This window comes from Streptomyces sp. BJ20, assembly GCF_022869105.1.
In the GTDB taxonomy this organism is placed as follows: domain Bacteria; phylum Actinomycetota; class Actinomycetes; order Streptomycetales; family Streptomycetaceae; genus Streptomyces; species Streptomyces griseoincarnatus.
In genome coordinates this window covers 3,476,161-3,499,813 of the sequence record NZ_CP094918.1, presented here as the reverse complement: position 1 = coordinate 3,499,813, position 23,653 = coordinate 3,476,161, and the positions used below count along the sequence as shown (strand labels likewise).

The window sequence follows — 23,653 nt, the reverse complement described above, 5'->3', positions numbered from 1 at the left end:
CTCACCCGAACAGGAGACGACCATGGCGACTACGACCGCAACCACCGACATCCCGGTGCCCGCCGACCGCGTCTGGCAGCTCATCGGCGGCTTCGACTCCCTGCCCGACTGGCTGCCCTACATTCCCGCGAGCACGCTGAGCGAAGGCGGCCGCGTCCGCAGCCTCACGAACGAGGAAGGCGGTGTCATCGTCGAACGCCTCGAAGCGTTCGACAACCAGGCGCGTAGCTACAGCTACTCCATTGTGCGGGCCCCCTTCCCTGTCACCGACTACCGCTCCACCCTCACCGTGCACGAGAAGCCCGGCGGGCAGAGCCGTGTGGAGTGGGCCGGCACCTTCACACCGGCAGGTTCGAGCGAACAAGAAGCGATCGCTCTGTTCCACGGCATCTACACCGAAGGGCTGGCCGCACTGAGGAAGACACTCGAGGCGTGAACACGGAGACGGGACGCCCGGTGGCGCCGTCCGGCTCCGCGAGGACTCTGTCCGGCGCCAACGGGCCCTGTGCTGGGAGATCTTGCAGCTTTCGGCCGCCACCTGTCGCGCTGGCCCTGCCCATCTGATGCTGCGGGTTCCCCACAGCTGACCCGCCGGCCACCGTTTCCGTCGGCCCAATCACCGATCCGCTCGCGCTGCGGCCGAGGCGGCTCGGACCCGCGAAGCCGCACGTCGACATGAGCCACGGCTCATGGCTGCGTGCGGCGTGGGCCGCGGTCTGAGACGTCCCTCAACACCCTGGATGACCAAGGAGAACCATCCGTGCAACGATGGCACCTGCAGCGGTGAGCCACGCCGTCTGCGGGGTCGGGCCGGGGGAACGTGCCCGGCCGGCCGGGCAGGCGATGGCCCCGCGTAGGGACGCCGCGCCGGTTCAGCGCGTCCCGCGCCCGCCACGCATCACGATCGCGTCTGCGGTGGTTCCCAGATCGAGCAGTCGTGGGCGAAGAGCACGCGTCGGGGATCGAAGTCCATCATCCGGTCCAGCCAGGGCCGATACGGGGGAACGGGCTCTTCCACACCGTCAAGGGCGGCGCGGCGGGCCAGTTGCTCGGAGTCGAAGTGGGAAGCGACGTCGTGTGCCTGGCCCGCGAGGACCACAGTGCCGTCGTCCTGCCGGAGGACCAGCGACTGGTGTCCTTGAGTGTGCCCAGGCGTCGGAATGATCCAGACCCCCGGCCACACTTCGGCCTCCCCGGCGGCTACTTCGTACGTCGCGCCGGGGAAGTCGATCAGGTGGTCGAAGGTATGGCCTCCCCCGCGGGCGGCCTCCAGTTCGGCCTCCTGGACGAAGACGGGCCTGCCGCCCAGGAAGGGGTTTCCGCCGCAGTGGTCGAAGTGCAGATGGCAGTTCACCACCACGGAGATGTCGTCCAGACCGACTCCGGCCGCGGACAGGGCGTCCTTCAGGGCGCGGCGTCGCGGCCGGTAGTGGGCTTCGGTTTCGGCGTCCGCGTCACCGACGCCGGTGTCGAAGAGGATCAGCCCCTTGCCGTGTCGCACGAGGTAGGCGAGGACAGGCTCCACCCGTGGCTGCGAGGTGCCCGTCTCCGACGCCGGCCGGACGAAGTACCCGAGATCCAGCCGCCGCACCGTCACGTTCCCCATCGTGTTCCCCACGGCGTCATCCTGACAGCCCGCCGCCCGACCCCCGAGCCGGCCTGCCGACAGCAGACCCCCCGGCTCACGAGCCGCAGAGGGCGGGGGCGAAAGGCGAGGCGCGGGAGGGCGGAGCGCAGTGGGGCGCAGTGGGGCGCAGGGACCTGAGGCATCGACGGATCGCCGCGCGGGGGCGACGTCACACCGTGCCCGCGCTCGCGCATGCCGCCGCCGCTCGTGCCGCGCCCGCCTGACCGCGCGCCCGTCACGCCGGTCACGCCCGTCACGCCCGTCACGCCCGTCACGCCCCAGGGTGCGGCGCCGTCAGGTAATGCTGCACGGTCGGCGCCAGCCACGCCGTGATCTCCTCCGGATGCAGGTGCACCGCGGGTGGGAAGCACAGGACGTAGCGGGTGAGGGCCAGGCCCAAAAGCTGAGAGGACACCAGCGCGGCGCGTGCCGGCGCCTGCTCGGGGTCGGGGCACAGCCGCCGGGCCAGCGGGAGAAGCTGGTCGCTGAAGATGCCCCGCATCCGCTCGGCGCCGGCGTCGTTGGTCACGCCGACCCTCAGCAGTGCGGTGAGCACCTCGTTCTCCTCCCACTGGTGCAGAAAGTGCGTCACCAGCGCACGGCCGGCCTCCCCGCGGGGCAGCGAGCCCGCATCCGGAAGCTTCAGATCGATGGCGACGGCCGCCGCGAACAGCCCCTCCTTGTTGCCGTAGTAGCGCATCACCATGGAAGGGTCGATCTTCGCCTGCTGGGCGATGGCACGGATGGTGGCGCGCTCGTAACCGTCGGCGGCGAACCGCTCGCGAGCCGCCTCCAGGATGGCCTGTCGGGTGGCATCGGAGCGACGGGCGGGGGTGGCGGACGTGCTCTTGTTCATGCCAACGATCGTAGGCCAACACGCATTGGCCAACAAGCGTTGACGCGCACGTAGGCACTCATCTACTTTTACCAGCAGACATTTGCCAACAGCCGTTGGCCCACAATCGTTGGCTACCGGAGGTCACCATGAACGGCACCAGCACGGGCAAGGGCAACGACCCCACCCCGGGCGCCACGCCCCCCGTGATCGTCGTGGGCGCCGGACCCACCGGCCTCATCCTGGCGGGCGACCTCGCCGAGGCCGGCATCGCCGTCACCCTGCTGGAGAAACGCCCCCGCCAAATCAGCAGCCTCTCCCGCGCGTTCGGCGTCCACGCCCGCACACTGGAACAGCTTGACGCCCGCGGCCTCGCCGACGACCTGCTCGCCACCGGCAGCACCATCACGCAACTGCGGCTCTTCCGCCGCCTCTCACTCGACCTGACCACGCTGCCCTCCCGCTTCCCCTTCCTGCTGATCACCCCCCAGTACGAGGTCGAGCGCCTCCTGGAGCAGCGGGCCCGGCGGCTCGGCGTCCGGTTCCGGTACGAGACCGAACTCCTCGCGCTGCGCCAGGACGCCGACGGCGTGGACATCGACGTCCGCACCGGGGAGGGGACGACCACCACCCACCGTGCCGCCTACGTCGTCGGCGCAGACGGCCATCGCAGCACCGTGCGCCAGGCGATCGGGCAGCCCTTCCCCGGCGACTCCGTCATCACCTCCCTGTTCCTCGCCGACGTCCGGCTCGGCCAGAAGCCCGACAGCGTTCTCACCGTCGACGGCACCGGTGACGTCTTCGCGATGATCGCCTCCTTCGGCGACGGCTGGTACCGCGTCATGGGCTGGAACCGCCGCAACGAAGTCCCGGACGACCACCCCCTCGACCTCGACGAGGTCAAGGACGTCACCCGTCGCGCCCTGGGCACCGACTACGGCATGCACGACGCCCGCTGGCTCTCCCGCTTCCACAGCGACGAACGCCAGGCACCCGAGTACCGGGCCGGCCGCGTCTTCCTCGCCGGCGACGCCGCCCACATCCACTCCCCCGCCGGCGGCCAGGGCATGAACACCGGGATGCAGGACGCCGCCAACCTCAGCTGGAAGCTCGCCGCCGTCGTCACAGGACAGGCCCCCGACAACCTCCTGGACACCTACCAGACCGAACGCCACCCGGTCGGCAAGGCGGTCCTGCGCAGCAGCGGCGGCCTCCTCCGGCTGGCCCGCGCCAAGAACCCGGCCCTGCGTGCCCTGCGCGCCGTCGTCTCCGCCCTCGTCAACGCCGCCGCGCCCGCCCGGACCAAGGCCCTGGCTCAGATCACCGGCATCGGCTACCGCTACCCCGCCCCACGCGGTGCCCACCCCCTCGTCGGCACCCGCGTCCAGGACGTCACCCTCAAAAGCGGCAAGCGCCTCCACGAAGCCCTCCGCGGCGGACACTTCGTCCTCATCACCCCGCCCACCGTTCAACTCCCCCACCACACCACCCCGGACGACAAGCCCGCCACACCCCCCGCCGTCGAACACTGGGCAGACGACCGGCGCACCACCATCCTCGTGCGCCCCGACGGATACACAGCCTGGGCACAGGACGACGCCGACACCACAGCCATCGAGGCCGCAGTCTCCGCGCGTTTCAACGCCCCCGGCCGACATTGACGTCCAAGGCCCTTGCCCGGCGAGCTGACTCGCTCACAGGACGCCGGTGCACGACCGTCACCGTCGGCAGTGCGAGCGCCGCGCAGACCCCCGGTACCGGCGGATGAACCCGCCACCAGCCGCCACCTGCCCAGAAGGCAGCCGACCGTATGCAAAGGCACCGTGCGAGGGTGCGGGAGGCTCGTGGGACCGTCGTCGCACCAGCCTCCGGCGCTTCGCCCGTGTGTCCCACAAGGCGCGGCGCGCCGTGACGGTCGGTCACAACGGCGGGTTGGAGCAGGCCACGAACCCGATGCTGCCGCCGGAAGGGTCGCGCCAGCAGTCCGGCCCCGGCCGCCGCTGTTACCACGGCTCCGGCACGGGAACCCGGCCACCCGGACAGCGACATCCAAGGAGGCGAGTGACATGCCGGGACGCGAGGAAATGCCGTCGACCTTGGAGCGATCGTCCAAGGACGCCCAGCGAACATGGATCAAGGCGCACGACTCGGCCGTCGAGCAGTACGGCGAAGGCGAGCGAGCGCACCGGGTGGCATACGGCGCGCTGAAACACACATACGAGAAGGTCGGTGATCACTGGGAGCGCAAGGAGGGCGGGCGCAAGGGGCCCTCGGACCCGCGGTCGGCGAAGCCCCGGCAGCAGGGCGGCCGCAGCGGGGAAGGTGTCGACGAGAACGCGTCGAAAGAGCATCTCTATGCTCTCGCTCAGCGACTGGGTATCGACGGAAGGTCACGAATGTCGAAGTCCGAGCTGCGCGACGCGATCCGCAAGGCGAACCGCTCGGAGACGCGCGCAGCCCGTTCGAGCTGACCGGACATGGGTGGTGACGGGCTCATCAGGGAATGCACAGCTGGTCATGTGAGGTGAGGCTGTGCAGGAACGTGGCCGCGTTCTTCGCGAGATTCTGGTGGACCGGCAGGTCTCCGAGCATCTCCTGCTCGTCGCAAGTCACGTGCAGCCCGGTGCCGGGCAGGGTGTCCCCCATGGCTTCAGGACGAGCGAAGACCTGGCTGTCCGCCTTGACGATGCCGGGGCTGAACGTCGCCGAACGCGAGACGACCACACTCATCCGACTGGACCGTAGCCGCGGGCCGTGACGAGGTGCACGTCGGCGAGAACGTCCAGACCGTCTTCGCCTCCATGCCCCTGGACCTCGCGGGCGACCTGCTGGCGAAGCCGCTCACGCTGGATATCACCATCGGCGAGTGGTTCGGCCACGCGTCCGTCATCCCCGCCCTCACCGAGGCCGTCACGGCGGGGATGCGGTAGGTCTGGTTCACCCGTCACAGGTGCTCGATCAGCTTGTCGAGGGTGATGGGTACGTCGCGTACCCGGATGCCGGTGGCGTTGTGGACGGCGTTCCCGATCGCGGCCGCCGAGCCGACTGTGCCGATCTCCCCGAGCCCGCGAGCGCCGAGGCTCCTGGTCCCGACCTCCTCACTGCCGTCGCCCAGCGGCCCGGTGAGGACGGGGTCGGGCCGTCCGAGCAGGTGCACGTCGATGTCGGGAACGTCGGCGCTCACGGGCACGAGATAGTCGGCGAGCGTGCTGGATGCCAGGCGCCCGGTGTCGGGCTCCAGCGGGTTCTCCTCCAGCAGGGCGTGCCCGATACCGAAGATGACACCGCCGACGAGTTGGCTCCGCGCGGCCCGGGAGTTGATGACGCGGCCGACGTCCGCGACCGTGGTGAACCGGGTGACGCGGGTTTCGCCGGTGAACCGGTTGACCCGTACCTCGCAGAAGTGGGCGCCGAAGCTGTGGTGGACATACCGCGGGTCGGGGTCGCCGGCTGACTCGGCGAGGGCCGTGATGCCTGGTGAATCGACGGCGGCCAGCAGGCTGCCGAAGGTCATCGACCGCCCTTGACCGTGCAGGACGCCGCGTTCGTAGCGCAGGTCGTCGCCGCTCGCTCCGCGCCACGGCGACCTGTCGTCGGTGACGGCGAGCCGCTTGAGCTCGTTGATCGCGTCGCGGGCGGCCCTCACGATCAACGGCACGGTGGCGTGCGTGGCGCTTGATCCTGCCGCGGGCGCGCCCTGCGGCAGCAGGGTGTCGCCGATCTCGGGCGTCACTCGCGTCAGCGGGATCCCGAGGGCGTCGGCGCCGGAGATGCCCACCATGGTCGCCCCGCCGGTGCCGAAGTCCGAGATGCCGGTCGAGACGACGGCGGTGTCGTCCTCGAGCAACCGGATCCGCACGCTCGCGGCCCGGCGGTGCGCCGGGTAGATGGCGGTGGCCATGCCGGTGCCGTACAGCCACTGCCCGTCGACGCGTGAGCGGGGCTTGGCGCTGCGGCCCGACCAGCCGAATCGCCGCGCGCCGACGCGGTAGCACTCCTCGAGGTGCTTGCTCGACCACGGCAAGCCTGTGGAAGGGCTCTTGGTGGCGTAGTTGCGCAGCCGGAGCTCCACCGGGTCTACGCCGGTGGCGACGGCCAGCTCGTCCATCGCCGTCTCCAGGGCGAAGGACCCGGGTGCCTCGTTGGGGCCGCGCATCGCCCGGCTCCCCGGGATGTCGAGGACGGCCAGCTGTGCGTCGACGTGCAGGTTCGGCGTGCGGTAGAGCGCGTCCGTGGTGGCGTGCGCCGGGGTCATGGGGAAGGTGACGGTGGTCGGGCGCTCGGAGACGCTCTGGTGGCTGATGGCGTTGAGGACGCCGTCGCGGGAGGCGCCCAGCCGGACGGTCTGTGTGAGCTGGGGCCGGTGGCCGGTGAGCGTGAACATCTGCTCGCGGGTGAGCACGAGGCGGACCGGGCGGCCGATCTCCCGGGCCGCGGCGGCGGCGAGCGGGGTGTCGCTCCACAGGATGACGCGGGCACCGAAGGCGCCGCCCACGTACTTCGTGATCAGCCGGACGTTCTGAGGCGGAACACCGATCCGCTGGGCCGTCCCGAGGGCGTACGCCGAGGGAACCTGCGCGCCGGCATGGATGGTGACCTGGTCCCCCTTCCAGACGGCGAGAACGGCGTGGGGCTCCATCGCCGCGTGGTGTTGCATCTGCTGGTGGAACTCGGCCTCCACGACGACGTCGCTGGCGGCGAGCGCGGCGTCGATGGAGGCGACGCCGGGCGCAAGGATGTTGAGGCTGCTCGGTGACCCGCTGATGGTGGGGCCGGCCGGAACGTGGGGCTCGTCCGCGAGCGAGGTGCGCGGTGGCCGGGTGTCGTAGGTCGCGGTGACCCTCGCGGCGGCGTCGCGTGCCTGTTCGGGGGTCTCGGCGACGACCATCGCGATGGCCTGGCCGTGGAAGTGGACCTCCGCGTCGCGCAGCGGGACGTAGTTCTCGACGAAGCCGGCGAGCGGACCGGTGATGGGATACAGGCCCAAGCGGGTGTCGGGCGCGGCATACACGCGCAGGACGCCGGGTGAGGCCAGTGCTGCCGCCGTGTCGATGCCGGTGAGGGTGCCTCGCGCAATGGTGCTGGTGACGAGATGGGCGTGCGCGAGGCCGGGGGCGCGGTAGTCACCGGAGTACTCGGCCGCGCCGGTGACTTTCAGCCTGCCGTCGACGCGCTCGGTCTCGCGTCCGACTGGGGAACGGGACATCGTGAATCCTTCAGCTGCTGAATGCGAGTGCGCCGGTCGACGGAGCACTGTGGTGGATGGGGACCCCGGTGCTCAGGGGTGCCCCCGAGCCGCCGTGCCGGTGGGCGACGACCTCCGCCGCGATCGACAGCGCCGTCTCCTGCGGGGTTCGTGCCCCGAGGTCGAGGCCGATGGGCGAATGCAGGCGATCGAGCTCGCCTTGGGTGAGACCGGCCTCACGGAGCCGGGTCAGGCGTTCCTCGTGGGTGCGGCGGGACCCCATGGCACCCACGTACGCGACTGGCATGCGTAGCGCGGCGGTCAGGAGGGGCAGGTCGAACTTGGGGTCGTGGGTGAGCACGCACACGACGGTGCGCCGGTCCAGCAGGCCGGCCTCGGCCTGGGACCCGAGATAGCGGTGCGGCCACTCGACGACGACCTCCGCGTCCGGGAACCGTTCCGGGGTGGCGAACGTGGCCCTGGCGTCGCAGACGGTCACCCGACAGCCGAGGAAGGAGCCGAGCCGGGCCAGCGCGGCTGCGTGGTCGATGGCGCCGAAGACCAGCATGCGAGGCGGTGGGGAGCTGCTCTCCACCAGCAAAGTCATCGGCTCCCGGCAGTAGCTGTCGGCCACCCCGAGCTCGAGCGTGCCGGTCCGCCCTGCGTGCAGGGCACCGATGGTCCGTGCCTCGGCGACCTGGTCGAGCAGTTCGTCCCCGAGCGTTCCCGCGACGGATCGCCCGGGCCTGACGACGATCGCTCGACCGAGGTGGGTCTCCGGGCCGCGCACGATCGTGGCCACGGCCACCGCCCGGCCGCCCGCGGCATCGGCCAGAGCCGATGCGAGCCATGGTTCGGTGGTCGGGTCGTGGTGGCGCAGGAGGAGTTCGATGGTGCCGCCGCAGGTAAGACCTACGTCGAACGCGTCGGCGTCGCTGTATCCGAAGCGCAGGGCGCGGGCTTGGCGGTCCCCGGCCAGCATGTCCCGACACGTGTCGTGGACCGCGGCGTCGACGCACCCGCCCGACACGTTGCCCAGCACAGTGCCGTCCGCGTCCACGACCAGGGACGAGCCGGGCTGCCGCGGAGCGCTGCCGGCGACACTCGTGACGGTGGCGGCCACGAACGGGATCCCACGACGGACAGGTCCGACCAGGTCAGCGGCGATCTCAAGCATGTGGGCCGCCAGATCCGGGGCCGCCTGCCTGGACGGAGTCAGACCGGCCGGGGCCACGTCGGCCGCTCACCTCTTGTCCCGCAGTTCGGTCAGTGCCCGTATTACGGTGCGACGCAGCAGCGCGGGCTTGAACCGGTTGTGCTCCCGTGGTCGGGCGCCGTCCGCGGCACTGGCGGCGGCCGCCTCGAACGTTGCGGACGTGGCGGGCCGGCCCGTCAGGGCGTGTTCGACGGCCGTCAGCCTCCACGGCCTGGTCCCTACCCCGCCCGCGGCGATCCGGGCGTTCACGATGGTGCGTCCACGCAGTTGGAGGGCGACGGCGGCCGACGTGAGCGCGAACTCGTACGACTGACGGTCGCGGATCTTCAGGTAGAGCGAGTGCGCCGCCCAGGGCGAACGGGGCACGGTGATCCCGGTGATGAGCTCGTCCGGCCGCAGCACGTTCTCGACGTCCGGGGTGGCACCGGGCAGGGTGTAGAACGTCTCCATGGGTACGGTGCGCGTGCCGCGTGCGGAGGCCAGGTGCACGGTCGCGCTCAACGCCACCAGCGGGACGGCGAGGTCACTGGGATGGGCGGCGATGCACGCGTCGCTGGTGCCCAGCACGGCGTGGCTGCGGTTGATCCCGTCCAGGGCTGAGCAGCCGCTGCCCGGCTCACGCTTGTTGCACGGAGTCGTGACGTCGCGGAAGTAGCTGCACCGCGTGCGCTGCAGCAGGTTGCCGCCGATGCTCGCCATGTTGCGCAGCTGGGCCGAGGCACTCAGCTCCAGCGCCTGCGCGATCATCGGGTAGTGCTGGCGCACGGCGCGTGCGGCAGCCACGTCGCTCATTCGTTCAAGCGCACCGACGTGGAGACCCTCGTGGTCCAAGGTGATGCCGTCCAGTGGCAGCCGGTTGATGTCCACGAGACGGTCGGGTGACATCACCTCGAGCTTCATGAGGTCTACCAGGGTGGTGCCACCGGCGAGGAACGCGGTGTCCGGCCCGGCGGCCCGCACGGCCTCACGGACCGTCCGCGCCTGGGCGTAGGTGTAGGGCCGCATCAGCGCATCACCCGCTGCGCGTCCCGAATGGCGTCGACGATGCGCGGGTAGGCGCTGCAGCGGCAGATGTTGCCCGACATGCGCTCACGTATCTCGTCGTCGGAGCGGGCGGGGCCCTCGTTCTCGACCATGGCGACCGCGGACATGATCTGCCCCGGGGTGCAGAAGCCGCACTGCAGACCGTCGTGGTCGACGAAGGCCTGCTGCATGGGGTGCAGCCGGTCGCCGTCGGCCAGCCCCTCGATCGTGGTGACCTGGTGGCCGCTCGCCGTGGCGGCCAGCGTGAGGCACGACAGCACGCGCCGGCCGTCGATGTGCACGGTGCAGGCGCCGCACTGTCCCCGGTCGCAGCCCTTCTTGGTGCCCTTGAGGTCGAGCCGCTCGCGGAGAGTGTCCAGCAGGGTCGCCCGCGGGTCCACCCGCAGGGTGACCGGATCGCCGTTGACGGCGGCCCGTACCGTCACCGACGTCACGCCCTCGGCATCGGCTGCCGGGGCAGCCTCTGCCGTCTCGGCCTGTCCGGTCAGCAGCGGCGCCACGGTGACGGCGACCAGGCTCCCCCCTACGAAGCTGCGCCGGGACACACCCGGACCGGCGCCTCCCACATCGTTCTGTTGGTTCATCAATGCCTCCTGGCTGTTCGCGAGTTCGGAGTGGGGAAGGCCGGCGCCGCGACCACGCGTGTGGTCTCCGGGTCAAGCGCTGCTCCAAGGCTGGCCGCCGGGAGCAGGATCATCCAGGCTCTGCCGATCCCAGGCTGAGGTCGAGCTGAAGGAGCCGGAGCGGGCATCGATCCGGGCCCGCGGGACGGTGCGGGATCCGATCGGCCGCATGTGACGCACCACGCGTCGGGACGGCAGAGGTCCGGCCGGTTCGGTGAACACAGAGGACGGCGCACGACGACCGACCGCGCGAGGTCGGGCCGGGCCGGGCCGACCGGTTTCCTCCGACGGCGACAGGCGGCACTGCAGCCGGAGGACGTCATGCCCGTACGTGGTGCGCCACGAGGACCAGCGAGCTGTGGGCGGGAGAAGGTGGCTCGGCCGTGCAGCATGTCGACCGACCACTACGACAGTCGGTGCCGGCCTCGGGCGCCGTCAGGACGGCATCCGGCGGAGTCGGTCTTCGGTTCGCCGGTTTCAGTGCAGTGTCTGCGTGCCGATCACGGACAGGACCTGCAGCTTCTCGTAGCTCTCCGTGCCCGGAACGGCGGTGTAGACCATCAAGGAATGGGCCTGGTCGGGATCGATCAGGCGCTGGCAGTTCAGCTCCAGGGCACCGACCTCGGGGTGAACGAAATGCTTGACCTCGCGCGGACGGATCCCGATCTCATGGTCGTCCCACACCCGCCGGAACTCTTCGCTGGAGTCCAGGAGCAGATCCGCCAGATATGCGGCTCGGGAGTCGGGACCCCGGAGGGTGACGATCGCGCGCAGGCCTGCGGCGTACATCCGGGTCATGAACGCGTGCTGCTCCGGAGCGTACAGGTCCCGGGCACCGGGTTCGGTGAACCACCGGTAGCCACTGCTGCGAGCAGGACCCGTGTACTGCGTCGTGTCGCCGGTGAGGGCGACGCCCATCGGTGTCTGCCGCAAGGTCTCGCCGAGCTCGGTCACGATCTCCGCGGGCGTGTCGTGCAGCCGGTCCAGAACACGCAGCAACCCCGGGCTGATGTGCTCACTGGAGCTGTCACGCGGCGGCGGGTTGTGCCCGGCCAGCCGGAACAGATGGTCACGCTCGTCTATGGACAGGTGGAGTCCCTGGGCGATCGAGGCGAGCATCTGCGGTGACGGCTGCGGACCGCGCTCGCGCTCCAGACGGGAGTAGTAGTCGGCCGACATGTTGCACAGCGTCGCCACCTCCTCCCGCCGTAGCCCGGTAGTCCGGCGGCGCCGTCCCCGAGGCATTCCGACGTCCTCCGGCTGCAGCGCCTCACGACGGTTGCGGAGAAAGCCCGCCAGCCCTGCGCGATCGATCACGGCGCTCCCCTTCCGAGAGTTCTGCCTCGTTTCCCCGTGCTGTTTCAGTTCTATCGCCCGTGCATTCGCGCATCCACGGCTTGTCGATCCCCCCTTACCGGCTCCGACAGGGGCTGGTTGACGAGCGGACGGTCTCCTGGCCGCACGGCTTCCGCCGCCCACGGATCCGCTGGGAACGACGCGACGACATCCACGAAGCCTTCCTCGGACCCGCTGTCTGCCTGATCACCCGCCGGCACGTCCTGAGGCGTTGCCCCTCCTGGACCACGCAGAGGGACGGATCGGCGAGCCCTGGACCGGTGAGTCCTGGATGCGTGGCCGACGACCGCCCAGCATGGACGCACACGCCGAACGCGGCTGACGCGTCACTGAACGAAAGAGACCACTGATGGCTCGGAACATCGACATCACCCTCCCCGATCTGTCCGGGAAGCTCGCCCTCGTCACCGGGGCGAGCGACGGGATCGGGTTCATCATCGCCTCCCGCCTCGCCCGAGCGGGCGCAGAGGTGATCATGCCGGTCCGCAACCCCGCCAAGGGTGAGCAGGCCGCCGACCGTATCCGTGACCTCGTTCCGGAGGCGAGAGTCACCACCCGGGCCCTGGACCTGGCCTCGCTCGACTCCGTGACCGCCCTCACCCAGCAGCTCGAGGGCGAGGGCCGCCCGATCAACCTGCTCATCAACAACGCCGGCGTGATGCAACCCCCGAGCCGCCTGACCACCCAGGACGGGTTCGAGCTGCAGTTCGGCACCAACCACCTCGGCCACTTCGCCCTCACCCAGGGCCTCCTGCCCCTGCTCATCAAGGGCAAGGCCCGAGTCACCCACCAGACCAGCATCGCCGCCCGCAGCGGCGCGATCAACTGGGACGACCTGAACTGGGACCGGGACTACGACGTCACGAAGGCCTACCGACAGTCCAAGATCGCCGTGGGCCTGTTCTCCCGCGAACTCGACGTCCGCAGCGCCGCGGCCGGCTGGGGCATCACCAGCAACCTCTCCCACCCCGGCATCTCCCCCACCAACCTTCTCTCCGCCCAGCCCGGCATGGGACGGAAGAAGGACACCGGCGCCGTCCGGATGATCCGCATGCTCTCCCGCGTCCGCATCCTCGGCACCCCCGCCACCGCCGCCCTCCCCGCACTCCTGGCCGCCACCGGCCCCGACGCGCGGGGAGGCCAGTTCTACGGCCCCGACCGAGCCGACGTCGGCGGCGCTCCCGCCGAGCAGATGCTGTGGCCTCCGCTGCGCGACATGGACGAGGCCCGCAAGATCTGGGAGGCGTCCGAGCGGCTGATCGGTGCCCGATTCCCCGCCTGACGTCCCGGCACCGCCGCCGTCGTCGGCGCACCTACCATGCCTGGCTCGTGTGGCACCTGGCGCAGGTGGAGGACGACGCCGCCGGTGCCGATCAGTCGTGGACGGCGGCGGGCCGGCACGGGGCGCCCGGCCTGCCTCGCGAACGCAATGGGAGCAGCCGGAACATGGAGAACGGTCAGGAACGGGGCAGCAGTCACCCGCGCGAATGTTACGACCGCGCCGCGTCGATGTCCGGCAGGTCCCGGCACGCCCCGCGCCCCTGCTCCATGCGCGACGGCGAGGAACTCGTCGGCCGGGGCATGGCCACGTCCGCCACACCGCCGGCGGCCGACCTGGCTCCGGCGCCCGGATGACCATCGGTGCCGACGGCAAGGTGCTCGTCCAGGTCGGCACCCAGGACATCGGCAGCGGCATGTACACGATCATGACGCAGTTCGCCGATGAGGTCCTCGGGATGCCTCTCTCCGCCGTCACGTGCGAACTCGGGGACAGCAACTTCCCTCAGAGCTGCACCTCATCGATCTGCTGGTGCTCGTACCGTTCCAGGCACTCAGGGGAAGCGCAAAGCCACGGCGAGTCCGCCCTCGACGCCCGGTCGCGCCGTCAGCGTGGCGTGGTGGGCCTCGGCAATGGAAGAGGCGATGGACAGTCCCAGGCCGTGGCCGGTAGTGGCGGTTCGGTCCGCGTCGAGGCGGCGGAAGGGCTCGAACAGGCCCGGGACCAGTTCGGCAGGCACACGGACGCCTGTGTTGGTCACCGTCACGGTGGCGACGTCGAGTCGCACGCAGACCTGGCCTCCGGGGTGGTTGTACTGGATGGCGTTGCGCATCAGGTTCGTCAGCAGGTGGCGCAGCAGGACGCCGTCGCCGCGAACGACCAGCGGGGTGTCCGCGCACAGGTCGATGTGCACGCCGTGGGCCGATGCCTGTGGGGTGAGCTCGGCCGTCACGAGTCGGGCGGTGACCGTGAGGTCCACGCTCTCGGTCTCGTCCAGACCGCCGTCGCTACGTGCCAGCAGCAGGAGCGCGTTGATGAGTTGTTCGGCTTCGCGGTTGGTCGTGAGCAGGTCCTCGCGGACGTCGGCGAGACTCTCGGGGAGGGGGTCGGCGAGACCGACCTGGAGGGTGGTGCGCTGGGCGGCCAGGGGGGTCTTGAGCTCGTGGGACGCGTTGGCAACGAAGCGGCGCTGACTCTCGAAGGCTCGCTCCAGCCGGTCGAGCATGGTGTCGAAGGTGTCGGCGAGGCGGTGCAGCTCGTCGTCGGGACCGGTGAGCGCCAGGCGCTGGTGCAGGTTCTGTTCGCTGATCCGGCGGGCGGCTTCGGTCATGGAGGCGACGGGACGCAATGCCCTTCCCGCGAGCCACCAGCCCAGCAGTCCCGCAAGCAGCGCCATCACGAGGATTGCGACAGCGGACCAGAGCACCATCTGACGCAGCGCTGTGTCCTGGACGGCCTGCACGGTCTGGTCGATCTTCTGGATCAGGGCGACGCCGCTCGGGGCCGAAGTCGTGCCTTCCGGCTGAGCGGGGCGCACGGGCTCAGAGGGCGTCGCAGGGCCGCTCGGTGCATCGCCGTACGTGACCGACAGTCCCTCGACCTGCTGGGCCGTCCCGTAGCGCGCGAGCAGCACCACCAAGGCGAGCAGGGCAATGCCTGCGAGCAGGAAGAGCCCGGAGATGGCCGCTGCCAGGCGGACGCGGAAGGGCAGCCTGCTCAACAGCGCCCGCCAGTTCATTCGCACAGCCGGTATCCCTCTCCTTTGTCGACGGCGATCAGGCCGGGGGCGCCGAGTTTGCCGCGCAGCCTGCTCACCGTGGCGCGCACCGCGCTGGTGCGCGGGTCGAGGTGCTCGTCCCAGACGGTGCGGACGAGCTCGTCGTGCGGCACAGGCGCACCACCGGCCACGAGCAGCAGGTGCAGGACCGCGTGCTCCTTAGGGGTGAGCTCCAGCAACCGGCCGTCCACGGACACCTCGCGCCGCGCCTCGTCCAGGGAGATGCTCCCGAAGCGCAGCACAGCGGGGGACGGCTTTGGCGCGCGACGGCTCAAGGCACGTACGCGGGCCACGAGTTCGGCGAACTCGAAGGGTTTGGCGAGGTAGTCGTCGGCGCCGAGCGTGGTGAGGCCGTAGATCTTGTCCATGAGCTCGCCGGCCGCTGTCAGCATCAGGATCCGCGGAGGGTCGTCGAGCTCCCGTAGTCGTGTGCACACCTCGTCGCCGGTCATGACCGGCATGTCCCGGTCGAGGATCAGCACGTCGTAGGCAGTGAGCTGACACATCCGCTCGGCCTCGTCCCCGCTGGCGGCGACGTCCACCGCCATCGCCTGCCGACGCAGACCGGCGGCGATCGTGCGGGCGAGAACACGATGGTCCTCGGCTACCAGAACTCTCATGTCCCCATAACACCAAGTTCACGATTGCAGCCGGATAAAGAGGTGGGGCGGTGTAAAGCCGGATGAGGTGGGGCGGTGTACGGCGAACCAGCCGGTGAAAGACGGCCACAGGCGCAGCCTGCGCCCTCGACCAAGACCAGGACCAGGACCAGGACCAGGCGGGTCTTTATGCCGCTGTAACACGCTTATCCTGCTGCAAACAGCGGGCTGCTTGTGTCTGGGGCATGAACTTCGTCAAGCGCGCCGGAATGAGCCTTGGTGCCAGAAAGTCCAAGACTGCCGCCCTGCTGGCGATTTTCATCGTCATCTGCACCCTGCTCCTTGGCGGTTTTCTGCTGCAGGCCGCCGCCGCCCGCCAGGAAGCCGACGCGCAACGCACCACCGGCGTCGACGTCACGGTCAAGCAGAAGGGCCTCACGTCGGCCTTGGCCGACCGGCTCGGCACCTCGGACATCGTGAACCGCTACACCCCACTGCTTCCGGTACGTGCCGCGGGGCATGGATTCAGACCCCTGGCATCGCATGCGTCGAAGCCTGACGGCGAAGCCAGGGACAAGGATCAGGGTCCGCTGGCGGTGAACGGCGTCCGCGACTCGGGCATGCTGCTGCCCTTCTCGTATGGCTCGACGAAGATCATGGCAGGGCGGGGCATCACCCCCGAGGACACGGACCAACGCGTCGCGCTGATCGAGCAGCGCCTGGCCGACGAGAACAACCTCGAGGTCGGCGGGACCGTCCAGGTGCGGTCGGGTGACGGCAAGCGCACAGCGCCCCTGACGATCGTCGGTGTCTTCAAGGACCCGACGCACGACCCGACAGTGTGGACGCCGCCGCACGAGCTGCCCGGCAACACGCTGTACGTACCGATGGGCACGGCGCAGGAGCTCGGTACCGGTAGCGCGACGGTCAGCGAGGCGGTGTACCGGATCGGCTCACCGGACCAGGCCGAGCAGCTGCACGCCGCCGCCGAGCGGCTGCTGGGGGCGGTCAGCTTCGGCTTCCGCGTCAACGACAAGGCGTACAACGACCAGATCCGCCCGATCCAGCAGGTCGGCACGTTCGCGGGACTGACCGTCTGGGTGATCGCTCTGGGCGGTGCGCTGATCCTCGGCCTCATCGTGACGTTGCAGATCCGCGAGCGGCGCGCCGAGCTGGGGGTGCTGCTCGCGATGGGCGAGAAGAAGTGGAAACTCATCGGCCAGCATGCCGTGGAGGTGGCGGCCGCGGCTCTGCCCGCCGCCGCGCTCGCTGCTCTGGCCGGCCAGCTTGTCGGACAGCCTGTGGGGGACGCGCTCCTTGGCCGACAGGACGACAAGCCGACCTCGGCGGCCCCTGCGCCACATGGCGAGATCGCTCCGCTCACGGTACGGGTCGAGCCGGCCACCGTCGTCGACGTCGCCGGTATCGGGCTCGGAATCTCCCTGGTCTCCACCGTCGTCCCGGGCATCGGAATTCTCCGCCTCCACCCCCGCTCCCTCCTCATCGACATCGAATAGCACCTGCCCGGCACGACTGCGAGTGCCAGAAAGTCGACCTCCATGAACTTCGTCAAACGCGCAGGGCTCAGCCTGTGGGCCCGCAAGGGCCGCACCCTGATCACCCTCGCCACATTCCTCGTCATCTCCGTGATGGTGCTGGCCGGTGTCCTGATCAGCGACCCGACGGCCCGGGCCGAGGAGAACGCCAAGCGCTCCGTGGGCGCCGAGATCAACCTCACCATGGACATGAACCAGTTGGTCGGTGGCGGCAGTATGCGAGCTCCACGTATCGACGCCGCGACCGTCGACAGGCTCGGGGCTCTGCCCCAGGTACAGAAGTACACCTACTCGATGTGGGACCGCGTCATCCTCAAGGGCAAGTTCACGCTGGTCGGCGGCGGGCCGGTCGATCCCATGGGCCCCGGCGGAACCGTGGGGACAGGCGTCCTCGACACCTCGCTGCTCCCCGACTTCCGCAGCGGCAAGTTCACCCTCCTGACCGGTGAGCACCTCACGGCCGCCGACAAGGACAGCAGGCAACTCCTGATCGAGGAACGACTGGCCGAGCAGAACGGCCTCGAGGTCGGCGACAAGGTCACCCTGGTGGGCAACGACGAAAGAACCATGGCCGACTTCACCCTGGCGGGCATCTACCGCGACCCGCGCCCCGCCACCGAACCCGACCTCCAGTACGGAATCAACCCCGCCAACATGCTGTACGGAGCGGTGGGCGGCCTCTCCGCGCTCGCCTCCGACGGGAACGGTGGGCTGCAGGTCGGCGAGGCGACCTTCCTCCTCGAGGACGCCGAGGTACAGGGTGCGTTCAAGGACGAGGCGAAGCGAGTGGCGGGCTCGGCGCTCGACGGATTCGAGCTGGACGCCAACGACAAGGCCATCCAGCAGATGACGGGTCCGCTCAAGAGCATCCGCTCCACCGCCACCCTCGCCATGTGGCTCATGGGCACCGCCGGCGCGGCCGTCCTGGCCCTCCTGGTCAACCTCGCGGTCAAGCAGCGCCGCACCGAGTACGGCGTCCTGCTGGCCATGGGCGAGAAGAAGAGCAACCTCATCGCCCAGCAGGCCCTGGAGATCGTCCTCGTCGCGGCCGTGGCCATCGGCCTGAGTTCCACGTTCGCCCCGGGTCTGACCCAGAGCGCCGCCCAGGCGCTGCTCGGCCAGGAGGCCACCGCCGCCCGGAAGAAGCTCGACTCCTGGCAGGCCCCGCCACCCGGCAGCACCGGCCTCGGTGAGGGCACCAACTGGGACGACAAGCCCGTCGAGAACGCCGATCCCATCGGCAAGATCGCGGTGGCGCTCGACCCGGCAGACCTCGCCACCGTCGGAGGCATCGGCCTCGGCATCAGCCTGCTTGCCACCGCCGTCCCGGCCGGCGCCGTGCTGCGCCTGAGCCCCCGCACCATCCTCACGAAGGGCATGTGATCCCACCATGAACGCCGTTACCGCCACACCGCCGGTCCTGCGACTGGCCGACGTCAGCCACACCTACTTCAGCCGGCGCCGCAGGACCACGGTGCTCAAGAACATCGACTACGCCTTCGAACGCGGCACCTTCTACACCGTCCTGGGCCCCTCAGGCAGCGGCAAGACCACCCTGCTCAGCCTCGCCAGCGGCCTCGACACCCCCAGCCGAGGCGCCATCAGCTTCCACGGGCGGAATCTCACCGAGATCGGCCTCGGCCGGTTCCGCAACCAGCACGTCGCCACGATCTTCCAGCAGTTCAACCTCCTCACCTACATGACCGCCCTGCAGAACGTCACCACCGCCATGGAGATCACCGGCGCAAAACCCGCCACCGGCAGCCGCCGGGCCCGCGCATTGCACCTGCTCGAACAGGTCGGTCTCGACAAGGCGACAGTCACCCGCAACGTGCTGCAGCTCTCCGGTGGCCAGCAGCAGCGCGTCGCCATCGCCCGCGCCCTCGCCTGCGACGTCGACATCCTCTTCGCCGACGAACCCACCGGAAACCTCGACGAGGACACCGCCCAGGGCATCATCGACACCTTCCGCGAACTCGCTCATGAGCAGGGCAAGTGCGTGGTCGTCGTCACCCACTCCCAGCAACTGGCCACCCAGTCCGACCGTGTTCTCCATCTACGCAAGGGCAAGCTCACGGAGCAGGTGAACGCCCGTTGAGGACCCCTGCGCAGCTGGTAGCGCCCGCTCCGGTACTTGCTCTGGCCCTGACCGCCTGCATCAGCGGCTCGTCCCCGATCACGCCGTGTCGACCCCGGCTGCGGTGCACACGAGACGCAACAGCGCCTGGGGCAGGAGCCGCCCGGTTACGCCCTTGAGCCGGGAACTGCGACGAACGACCTGGGCACCACCGACGGCAACCTCATCGCGGCCCCGTGCTGCACCAGGATCTCGCAGGCCACAGTCGCTGAACTGTTTCAGGAGGGAGGCCCGAAGCACGGATCGCAGCGCGGTGTTGAACGCACCTTCGAACTGGGGCCCGGTGCCAACGTGAGCTCGGAGATCCTCTGAGTGTTGCGCCGCAGAGCATCGTGTGCCTGACCCGTCCGCCGGCATCCGGTCCGTCCTGGCGCTCTCCGCATCCGGTGTGCTCAAGGGCGGATCGTCAGGCCCTGGATACGGACCTGCCGGACAACGAACAGGCGTGGACGGCCATGGCCAAAATGTAGCGTCTCCAAACAGATCTCACCCGGAGCAGGAACGACGCCAGCCCGACCGCCGCCTCGTAGGAGGTGGCGGTCCTGTCGTACCTGGTGGCGACGCCTCGGAAGTGCTTCAGGTCGTTGCGGCACCGCTTCACGGCGTTGCGTCGCGGTATGCCCTCGCGGTCGGAGCGATGGGCCAGACCGGCAACGCAGGAGCTGCGGATCAAGTGCGCGACGGAATACGAAGTGGATCGCATACGCGAAGTCCGGACGTTCACCGGCCCGTCCAGGCGGCGAGGGCCGCCTGGCCCTCCGCGCAGATCCTGGAGCGATGCCGTGAGCCGTACGCAGCATCGGCGTCGGCAACGCGTGCGATTTCGTCAGACTTTCACGTCTCTCCGTGATGAAACATGAGCAAGGCGCGATCAACGTGACGTGAAGTCCTCTTGAGCCGGCCCGGAGCCCGCAAAAGACTGCTGCGACAGCAAAACCGTGCTCCGGACCCGGAGCCCGCGGCACAGCAGTCGCAATCGCGATGCGAGGAGAACACCGATGCCCGACGCCGACCGTCGAGAGGACATGCACTCGATCTTGCTGAGCGACGGAACCGCCACCCGAACCCGGGAAGCGGCCCCTGTCGACCTGGCGCCAGTGCAGGAACTGCACCGCCGCTGCTCGCTGGGCAGTCGAGCCCTGCGGTACCACGCGGGCAAGAGTGGGATCTCCCCCGCCGAATGGCGCCAGTTGTCCTGTCCGGAACGCGGCACCACACTGGTGACCACACCAGCGGAACGTACGGAGCACATCATCGCCATGACGAACGTCATGCGCACCGGTCAGCGAGGAGTGGGAGAACTCGCCATCCTGATCGAGGACACATGGCAGGCCAGGGGCCTTGGCACCGCGCTGGCCGAACACGCGACTACCGTTGCCCGCCGCGACGGGCACCACGCACTGGCCGCCACCGTGACGGCGAGCAACAAGCCGATGCTCCACCTCCTCAAGAAGCTGAACGCCTCCCCCGTCGAAACCACCGGTCCCGTGCACGACCTCCGCATCCTGCTCTAGGCCTTGGCGGGCTGGTCCGGCGATCGCGCGGATGACACGGCTGCTGCGTGGGGAAGGGCTGGACCAGCTCCTCGCCGAGTACGCGACCGCGCAGGGGCGGCGCTGACGGGCGTCTGCAGTCCTTCCTCGCACTGGCCGCCGAGTGGCGGGCGATGCCATGCCCTCACGCCAGCGAGGCGACATTCGCCGACGGATACGCGCAGACCATGACGTTCACCCTGCTGCCTGCCCGCACGGAGGACATCATCGTCTTCGGCGAATCCCTGCACACCATCGGGGAGAAACTCCCGGCCGACCACTCCCTGATGGGACGGGCGCCACAGCTCCCCACCGACGTCGTGGCCGCGGACTTCAGGGCCACCCTCGATCTGCCGGCCCGCACGGTCGAAGCCGTCGACCGGAACCGGATCCGCCGCGGTGGCCGCGACACCTACCTGCACCTGTACGAGCACTCACTCGACGAGTACGACCCCGAGCCGCGCAAGCGGTCCGGCTCCTCCTGCACGCCGGTCGAGGCCGTCGAGCAGTTGGGTCGACCCACCGACGACGTCCTCGTCATCCACCTCGGCAAGCAGCGCGGATTTGCCGACCCGGGTGCCTTCACAGTCGATCCTGCCATGGGAAACGGGAACCCACCCGCACGCGGTACTCGAGCGCATCGCCGCGAACGCCGCCGCCCTGGGCGGGCCCGGCGCTGTCTCCGGCGCCGTCACCCGGGCCACCGAACGGGATCGTCGGTCTCGAACCGCAGAGGGCCCCTACGCCGTGGCCGGACTGCGGGCCGCCAAGCAGCTGAACAGCCACCAGGCCGTCCCGCCGAACGGCGGGCTCAAGCTGTTCGTCACCGGCACCCTCGAGCGGTGGTGGGAGCGCGGACGACCCCGCCGGACGCTGGGCACCGGTGGTCGGTGCGTGTGGGACTGGTCCGCTCGCTCGGCGATTCGCGCGGTACGTTCTCCTGGCCGCTCTCCGGCCTGGCCCATACCGCTGCTGGGACCGGTACTGCCCGGTTTGCTCGCGTGCGCCGCGACCGTGGTCGACCTCCGCCGACCGGACGGCGCCCGGCCGGCCGGTTGAGCCGTGGGTCAGGCAACCGGCCCGCCGCCCCGTGGGTTCACTCCCGGGCGGCGGACGGACCGGCTTTCGGCCGCATCGGACGCCACCGTCGGGGCCGGGCGTCGCCGCTCGTGGTGCCGGCGCGCCTTGAGCCGGTTGCCGCAGGTCTTCATGGAGCACCAGCGCGCGGTGTTCGCCCGGCTGCGGTCCAGCAGGAACAGGCGGCATTCGCTGTTCGCGCAGGGTCGCAGTCTGCTCGGGGACAACGTCTGGAGGCGCGCCCACTCGAGGACCAGCTCGACGGCCAGCCGGCGCTCCGCCTCGACCTCCACGGCCCATTCCAGTCGAGCGCCGACGACGCGGGGCACCTTGCGTACACCGCTCAGCAGCGGGAGGAGGGCGTCCGGGCCACTCTCACCGCGCACCACGGCCTGCAGCGTGTCACGGGTCGTCCTGAGCCACTCCCGCTCCGCAGCGGTGCCCTCTCCGCCGTGCCGTATCGCCCACCGGCTCAGCTCCGGCCCGTCCAGCCACAGGTCGACCGGAGCGCCGTCGCGCACCGGTGTGCTGTTGAGCGCCTCGAGAAGTGTTTCACCGGCTGTCATGACCCCTCCCTCCGATGTAACCCTATCAATGCCCTTGACAGGTTACACCTCGCGAGGCAGCCTTCGAAGGGAAGGATCTAACCAGCAAAACATACTGAAGGGGTTACTCATGGCCGAGGTGCGACACCGCTTCACCACCGTGCAAGGACACCGCGTCTTCTACCGGGAAGCCGGCCCCGCCGACGCTCCCACCGTCGTGCTGCTGCACGGCTACCCGACGAGTTCACGCATGTTCCGGCACTTGCTGCCCGCACTGGCCGACCGGTTCCACGTCATCGCCCCGGACCACTTGGGCTTCGGACAGTCCGCCACGCCACCGGCCACCGACTTCGACTACACCTTCGACGCTCTGGCCGAGGTGGCCGAGGACCTCCTGGGCCAGCTGGGCGTGGAGCGCTACGCGGTCTACGTGCAGGACTACGGAGCCCCGATCGGCTGGCGCCTGGCTCTCCGCAACCCCGACGCCATCACCGCGATCGTCTCCCAGAACGGCAACGCCTACGACGAGGGGTTCGTCCCCGAGTTCTGGGCTCCGGTCTGGGCATACGCGCAGTCACCGGGGCCCTCGACGGAAGCCGCTCTGCGGGGCGCCCTGAGCGAAGAGGCGATCCGCTGGCAGTACACACACGGTGTCGCCGAGCCGGAACTCGTGGACCCCGACACCTGGGCCACGGACCACCGCGAGATCTCACGCCCCGGTCTCGACCAGATTCAGCTCGACCTCTTCCGGGACTACGCCACCAATCCGCCGCTGTACCCCCGGCTGCACGAGTACTTCCGCGCCAGCCAGGTCCCGCTGCTGGCGATCTGGGGAGCGGAGGACGAGATCTTCGGTCCCGACGGGGCCCGGGCGTTCGCGAAGGACCTGGAGAACGCGCAGATCCAGCTGGTGCCGGGCGGGGGTCATTTCCTCCTGGAGAGCCACCTCGACACCGTGACCGATGCGATGCGCACCTTCCTCGGACAGCACCTGTCACCGCGAGAATGACCGCACGCACTCCGGCCTCCCCTATGCGGGTGAAGCCGGCCCGTGGGTGCTCTACCACACCGGCGTGCGCCCCACAGCCTCGAGCCCTCACGCCGCACCCAGCGCCTTGACCACGAGCCAGGCGGAAGCACAGGAGAGGTTGTCCGGCCGGCGCAGCCACTTCGGGTACCCCTAGCGTGTACTGCTGGTACACGCTAGGGGTACCGGCCCGCCGAGCGCCGGGAGTTCATCCTCGGGGTGGCGCGCCGGCACTTCG

The 23,653-nt window shown here is 69.9% G+C and carries 22 protein-coding genes and 2 pseudogenes; 12 read left to right on the top strand and 12 right to left on the bottom strand.

Going from position 1 to position 23,653, the window contains the following annotated elements; genetic code table 11:
• The first annotated feature begins 22 nt into the window (after positions 1-22).
• On the top strand, positions 23-436 hold the full coding sequence (locus MTR79_RS15930) for an SRPBCC family protein (protein ID WP_189364357.1): 414 nt from the start codon (positions 23-25) through the stop codon (positions 434-436).
• Positions 437-898: 462 nt separating this feature from the next.
• On the opposite strand, the gene MTR79_RS15925 is transcribed toward MTR79_RS15930, so the two are convergent.
• Entirely contained in the window at positions 899-1,606 is a 708-nt protein-coding gene (locus tag MTR79_RS15925) for an N-acyl homoserine lactonase family protein (RefSeq protein WP_244793184.1), read from the bottom strand.
• A 292-nt stretch (positions 1,607-1,898) separates the two neighbouring features.
• Complete coding sequence (locus MTR79_RS15920) at positions 1,899-2,483, bottom strand: TetR family transcriptional regulator (RefSeq protein ID WP_086704911.1); 585 nt, start codon at positions 2,481-2,483, stop codon at positions 1,899-1,901.
• A 128-nt stretch (positions 2,484-2,611) separates the two neighbouring features.
• Here MTR79_RS15920 and MTR79_RS15915 point away from each other — a divergent pair, with 128 nt between their 5' ends.
• Both MTR79_RS15915 and MTR79_RS15910 read left to right on the top strand, forming a co-directional pair.
• Positions 2,612-4,123 carry an FAD-dependent monooxygenase gene (locus tag MTR79_RS15915; RefSeq protein ID WP_244790800.1) on the top strand — a complete coding sequence of 504 codons (1,512 nt, stop codon included), beginning with the start codon at positions 2,612-2,614 and terminating at the stop codon, positions 4,121-4,123.
• 405 nt (positions 4,124-4,528) lie between these two features.
• The gene (locus MTR79_RS15910; protein WP_086699781.1) at positions 4,529-4,933 is read left to right on the top strand and encodes a ChaB family protein; all 405 of its coding nucleotides are present in this window, start codon (positions 4,529-4,531) and stop codon (positions 4,931-4,933) included.
• A gap of 25 nt (positions 4,934-4,958) precedes the next feature.
• Here MTR79_RS15910 and MTR79_RS15905 read toward each other — a convergent pair whose 3' ends face one another.
• Positions 4,959-5,192 (bottom strand): hypothetical protein, encoded by a 234-nt coding sequence (locus MTR79_RS15905; RefSeq protein ID WP_244790798.1) that lies wholly within the window; start codon positions 5,190-5,192, stop codon positions 4,959-4,961.
• 32 nt (positions 5,193-5,224) lie between these two features.
• Between MTR79_RS15905 and MTR79_RS15900 the strand changes: the two genes are divergently transcribed.
• Entirely contained in the window at positions 5,225-5,392 is a 168-nt protein-coding gene (locus MTR79_RS15900) for a hypothetical protein (RefSeq protein WP_189364360.1), read from the top strand.
• Between the two features lie 14 nt (positions 5,393-5,406).
• On the opposite strand, the gene MTR79_RS15895 is transcribed toward MTR79_RS15900, so the two are convergent.
• The 5 genes from MTR79_RS15895 to MTR79_RS15875 form a co-directional block, all read right to left on the bottom strand.
• A complete protein-coding gene (locus MTR79_RS15895) occupies positions 5,407-7,668 on the bottom strand; it encodes a xanthine dehydrogenase family protein molybdopterin-binding subunit (RefSeq protein ID WP_244790796.1) in 2,262 nt (753 codons plus the stop codon).
• 10 nt (positions 7,669-7,678) lie between these two features.
• Positions 7,679-8,824 carry an XdhC/CoxI family protein gene (locus MTR79_RS15890; RefSeq protein WP_086699782.1) on the bottom strand — a complete coding sequence of 382 codons (1,146 nt, stop codon included), beginning with the start codon at positions 8,822-8,824 and terminating at the stop codon, positions 7,679-7,681.
• A 66-nt stretch (positions 8,825-8,890) separates the two neighbouring features.
• On the bottom strand, positions 8,891-9,868 hold the full coding sequence (locus tag MTR79_RS15885) for a xanthine dehydrogenase family protein subunit M (protein WP_244790794.1): 978 nt from the start codon (positions 9,866-9,868) through the stop codon (positions 8,891-8,893).
• Entirely contained in the window at positions 9,868-10,491 is a 624-nt protein-coding gene (locus MTR79_RS15880; RefSeq protein WP_086699775.1) for a (2Fe-2S)-binding protein, read from the bottom strand. Before MTR79_RS15880 ends, MTR79_RS15885 begins: the two co-directional genes overlap by 1 nt.
• 516 nt (positions 10,492-11,007) lie before the next feature.
• Positions 11,008-11,847, bottom strand: coding sequence for a helix-turn-helix transcriptional regulator (locus MTR79_RS15875; RefSeq protein ID WP_086699774.1), 840 nt, complete (start codon positions 11,845-11,847; stop codon positions 11,008-11,010).
• A 116-nt stretch (positions 11,848-11,963) separates the two neighbouring features.
• Here MTR79_RS15875 and MTR79_RS15870 point away from each other — a divergent pair.
• A pseudogene (locus MTR79_RS15870) lies at positions 11,964-12,053 on the top strand (IS5/IS1182 family transposase); the annotation flags it as partial.
• Positions 12,054-12,235: 182 nt separating this feature from the next.
• Positions 12,236-13,168, top strand: coding sequence for an SDR family oxidoreductase (locus MTR79_RS15865; RefSeq protein ID WP_244790792.1), 933 nt, complete (start codon positions 12,236-12,238; stop codon positions 13,166-13,168).
• Between the two features lie 550 nt (positions 13,169-13,718).
• Here the strand turns inward: MTR79_RS15865 and MTR79_RS15860 are convergent.
• A complete protein-coding gene (locus MTR79_RS15860; protein ID WP_244793182.1) occupies positions 13,719-14,903 on the bottom strand; it encodes a HAMP domain-containing sensor histidine kinase in 1,185 nt (394 codons plus the stop codon).
• Positions 14,900-15,562: a response regulator transcription factor gene (locus MTR79_RS15855; RefSeq protein WP_086699768.1), complete on the bottom strand. Its 663-nt coding sequence runs from the start codon at positions 15,560-15,562 to the stop codon at positions 14,900-14,902. Before MTR79_RS15855 ends, MTR79_RS15860 begins: the two co-directional genes overlap by 4 nt.
• Before the next feature lie 224 nt (positions 15,563-15,786).
• Here MTR79_RS15855 and MTR79_RS15850 point away from each other — a divergent pair, with 224 nt between their 5' ends.
• Genes MTR79_RS15850 through MTR79_RS15840 form a run of 3 tightly spaced genes read left to right on the top strand, consistent with a single transcriptional unit; the run spans position 15,787 to position 19,195 of the window.
• A complete protein-coding gene (locus tag MTR79_RS15850) occupies positions 15,787-17,058 on the top strand; it encodes an ABC transporter permease (RefSeq protein WP_244790790.1) in 1,272 nt (423 codons plus the stop codon).
• Positions 17,059-17,100: 42 nt separating this feature from the next.
• Positions 17,101-18,480 (top strand): ABC transporter permease, encoded by a 1,380-nt coding sequence (locus MTR79_RS15845; RefSeq protein ID WP_244790789.1) that lies wholly within the window; start codon positions 17,101-17,103, stop codon positions 18,478-18,480.
• A 7-nt stretch (positions 18,481-18,487) separates the two neighbouring features.
• Positions 18,488-19,195, top strand: coding sequence for an ABC transporter ATP-binding protein (locus tag MTR79_RS15840; RefSeq protein WP_244790786.1), 708 nt, complete (start codon positions 18,488-18,490; stop codon positions 19,193-19,195).
• Between the two features lie 541 nt (positions 19,196-19,736).
• On the opposite strand, the pseudogene MTR79_RS15835 reads toward MTR79_RS15840, so the two are convergent.
• A pseudogene (locus tag MTR79_RS15835) lies at positions 19,737-19,852 on the bottom strand (IS5/IS1182 family transposase); the annotation flags it as partial.
• 380 nt (positions 19,853-20,232) lie between these two features.
• Between MTR79_RS15835 and MTR79_RS15830 the strand changes: the two are divergent.
• Both MTR79_RS15830 and MTR79_RS15825 read left to right on the top strand, forming a co-directional pair.
• A complete protein-coding gene (locus tag MTR79_RS15830; RefSeq protein ID WP_086699760.1) occupies positions 20,233-20,748 on the top strand; it encodes a GNAT family N-acetyltransferase in 516 nt (171 codons plus the stop codon).
• A gap of 765 nt (positions 20,749-21,513) precedes the next feature.
• The gene (locus MTR79_RS15825; protein WP_086699757.1) at positions 21,514-21,825 is read left to right on the top strand and encodes a hypothetical protein; all 312 of its coding nucleotides are present in this window, start codon (positions 21,514-21,516) and stop codon (positions 21,823-21,825) included.
• 8 nt (positions 21,826-21,833) lie between these two features.
• On the opposite strand, the gene MTR79_RS15820 is transcribed toward MTR79_RS15825, so the two are convergent.
• Positions 21,834-22,409: a CGNR zinc finger domain-containing protein gene (locus MTR79_RS15820; RefSeq protein ID WP_244790784.1), complete on the bottom strand. Its 576-nt coding sequence runs from the start codon at positions 22,407-22,409 to the stop codon at positions 21,834-21,836.
• A 109-nt stretch (positions 22,410-22,518) separates the two neighbouring features.
• Here MTR79_RS15820 and MTR79_RS15815 point away from each other — a divergent pair, with 109 nt between their 5' ends.
• Positions 22,519-23,397 carry an alpha/beta hydrolase gene (locus tag MTR79_RS15815; protein WP_244790782.1) on the top strand — a complete coding sequence of 293 codons (879 nt, stop codon included), beginning with the start codon at positions 22,519-22,521 and terminating at the stop codon, positions 23,395-23,397.
• The last annotated feature ends 256 nt before the right edge of the window (positions 23,398-23,653 follow it).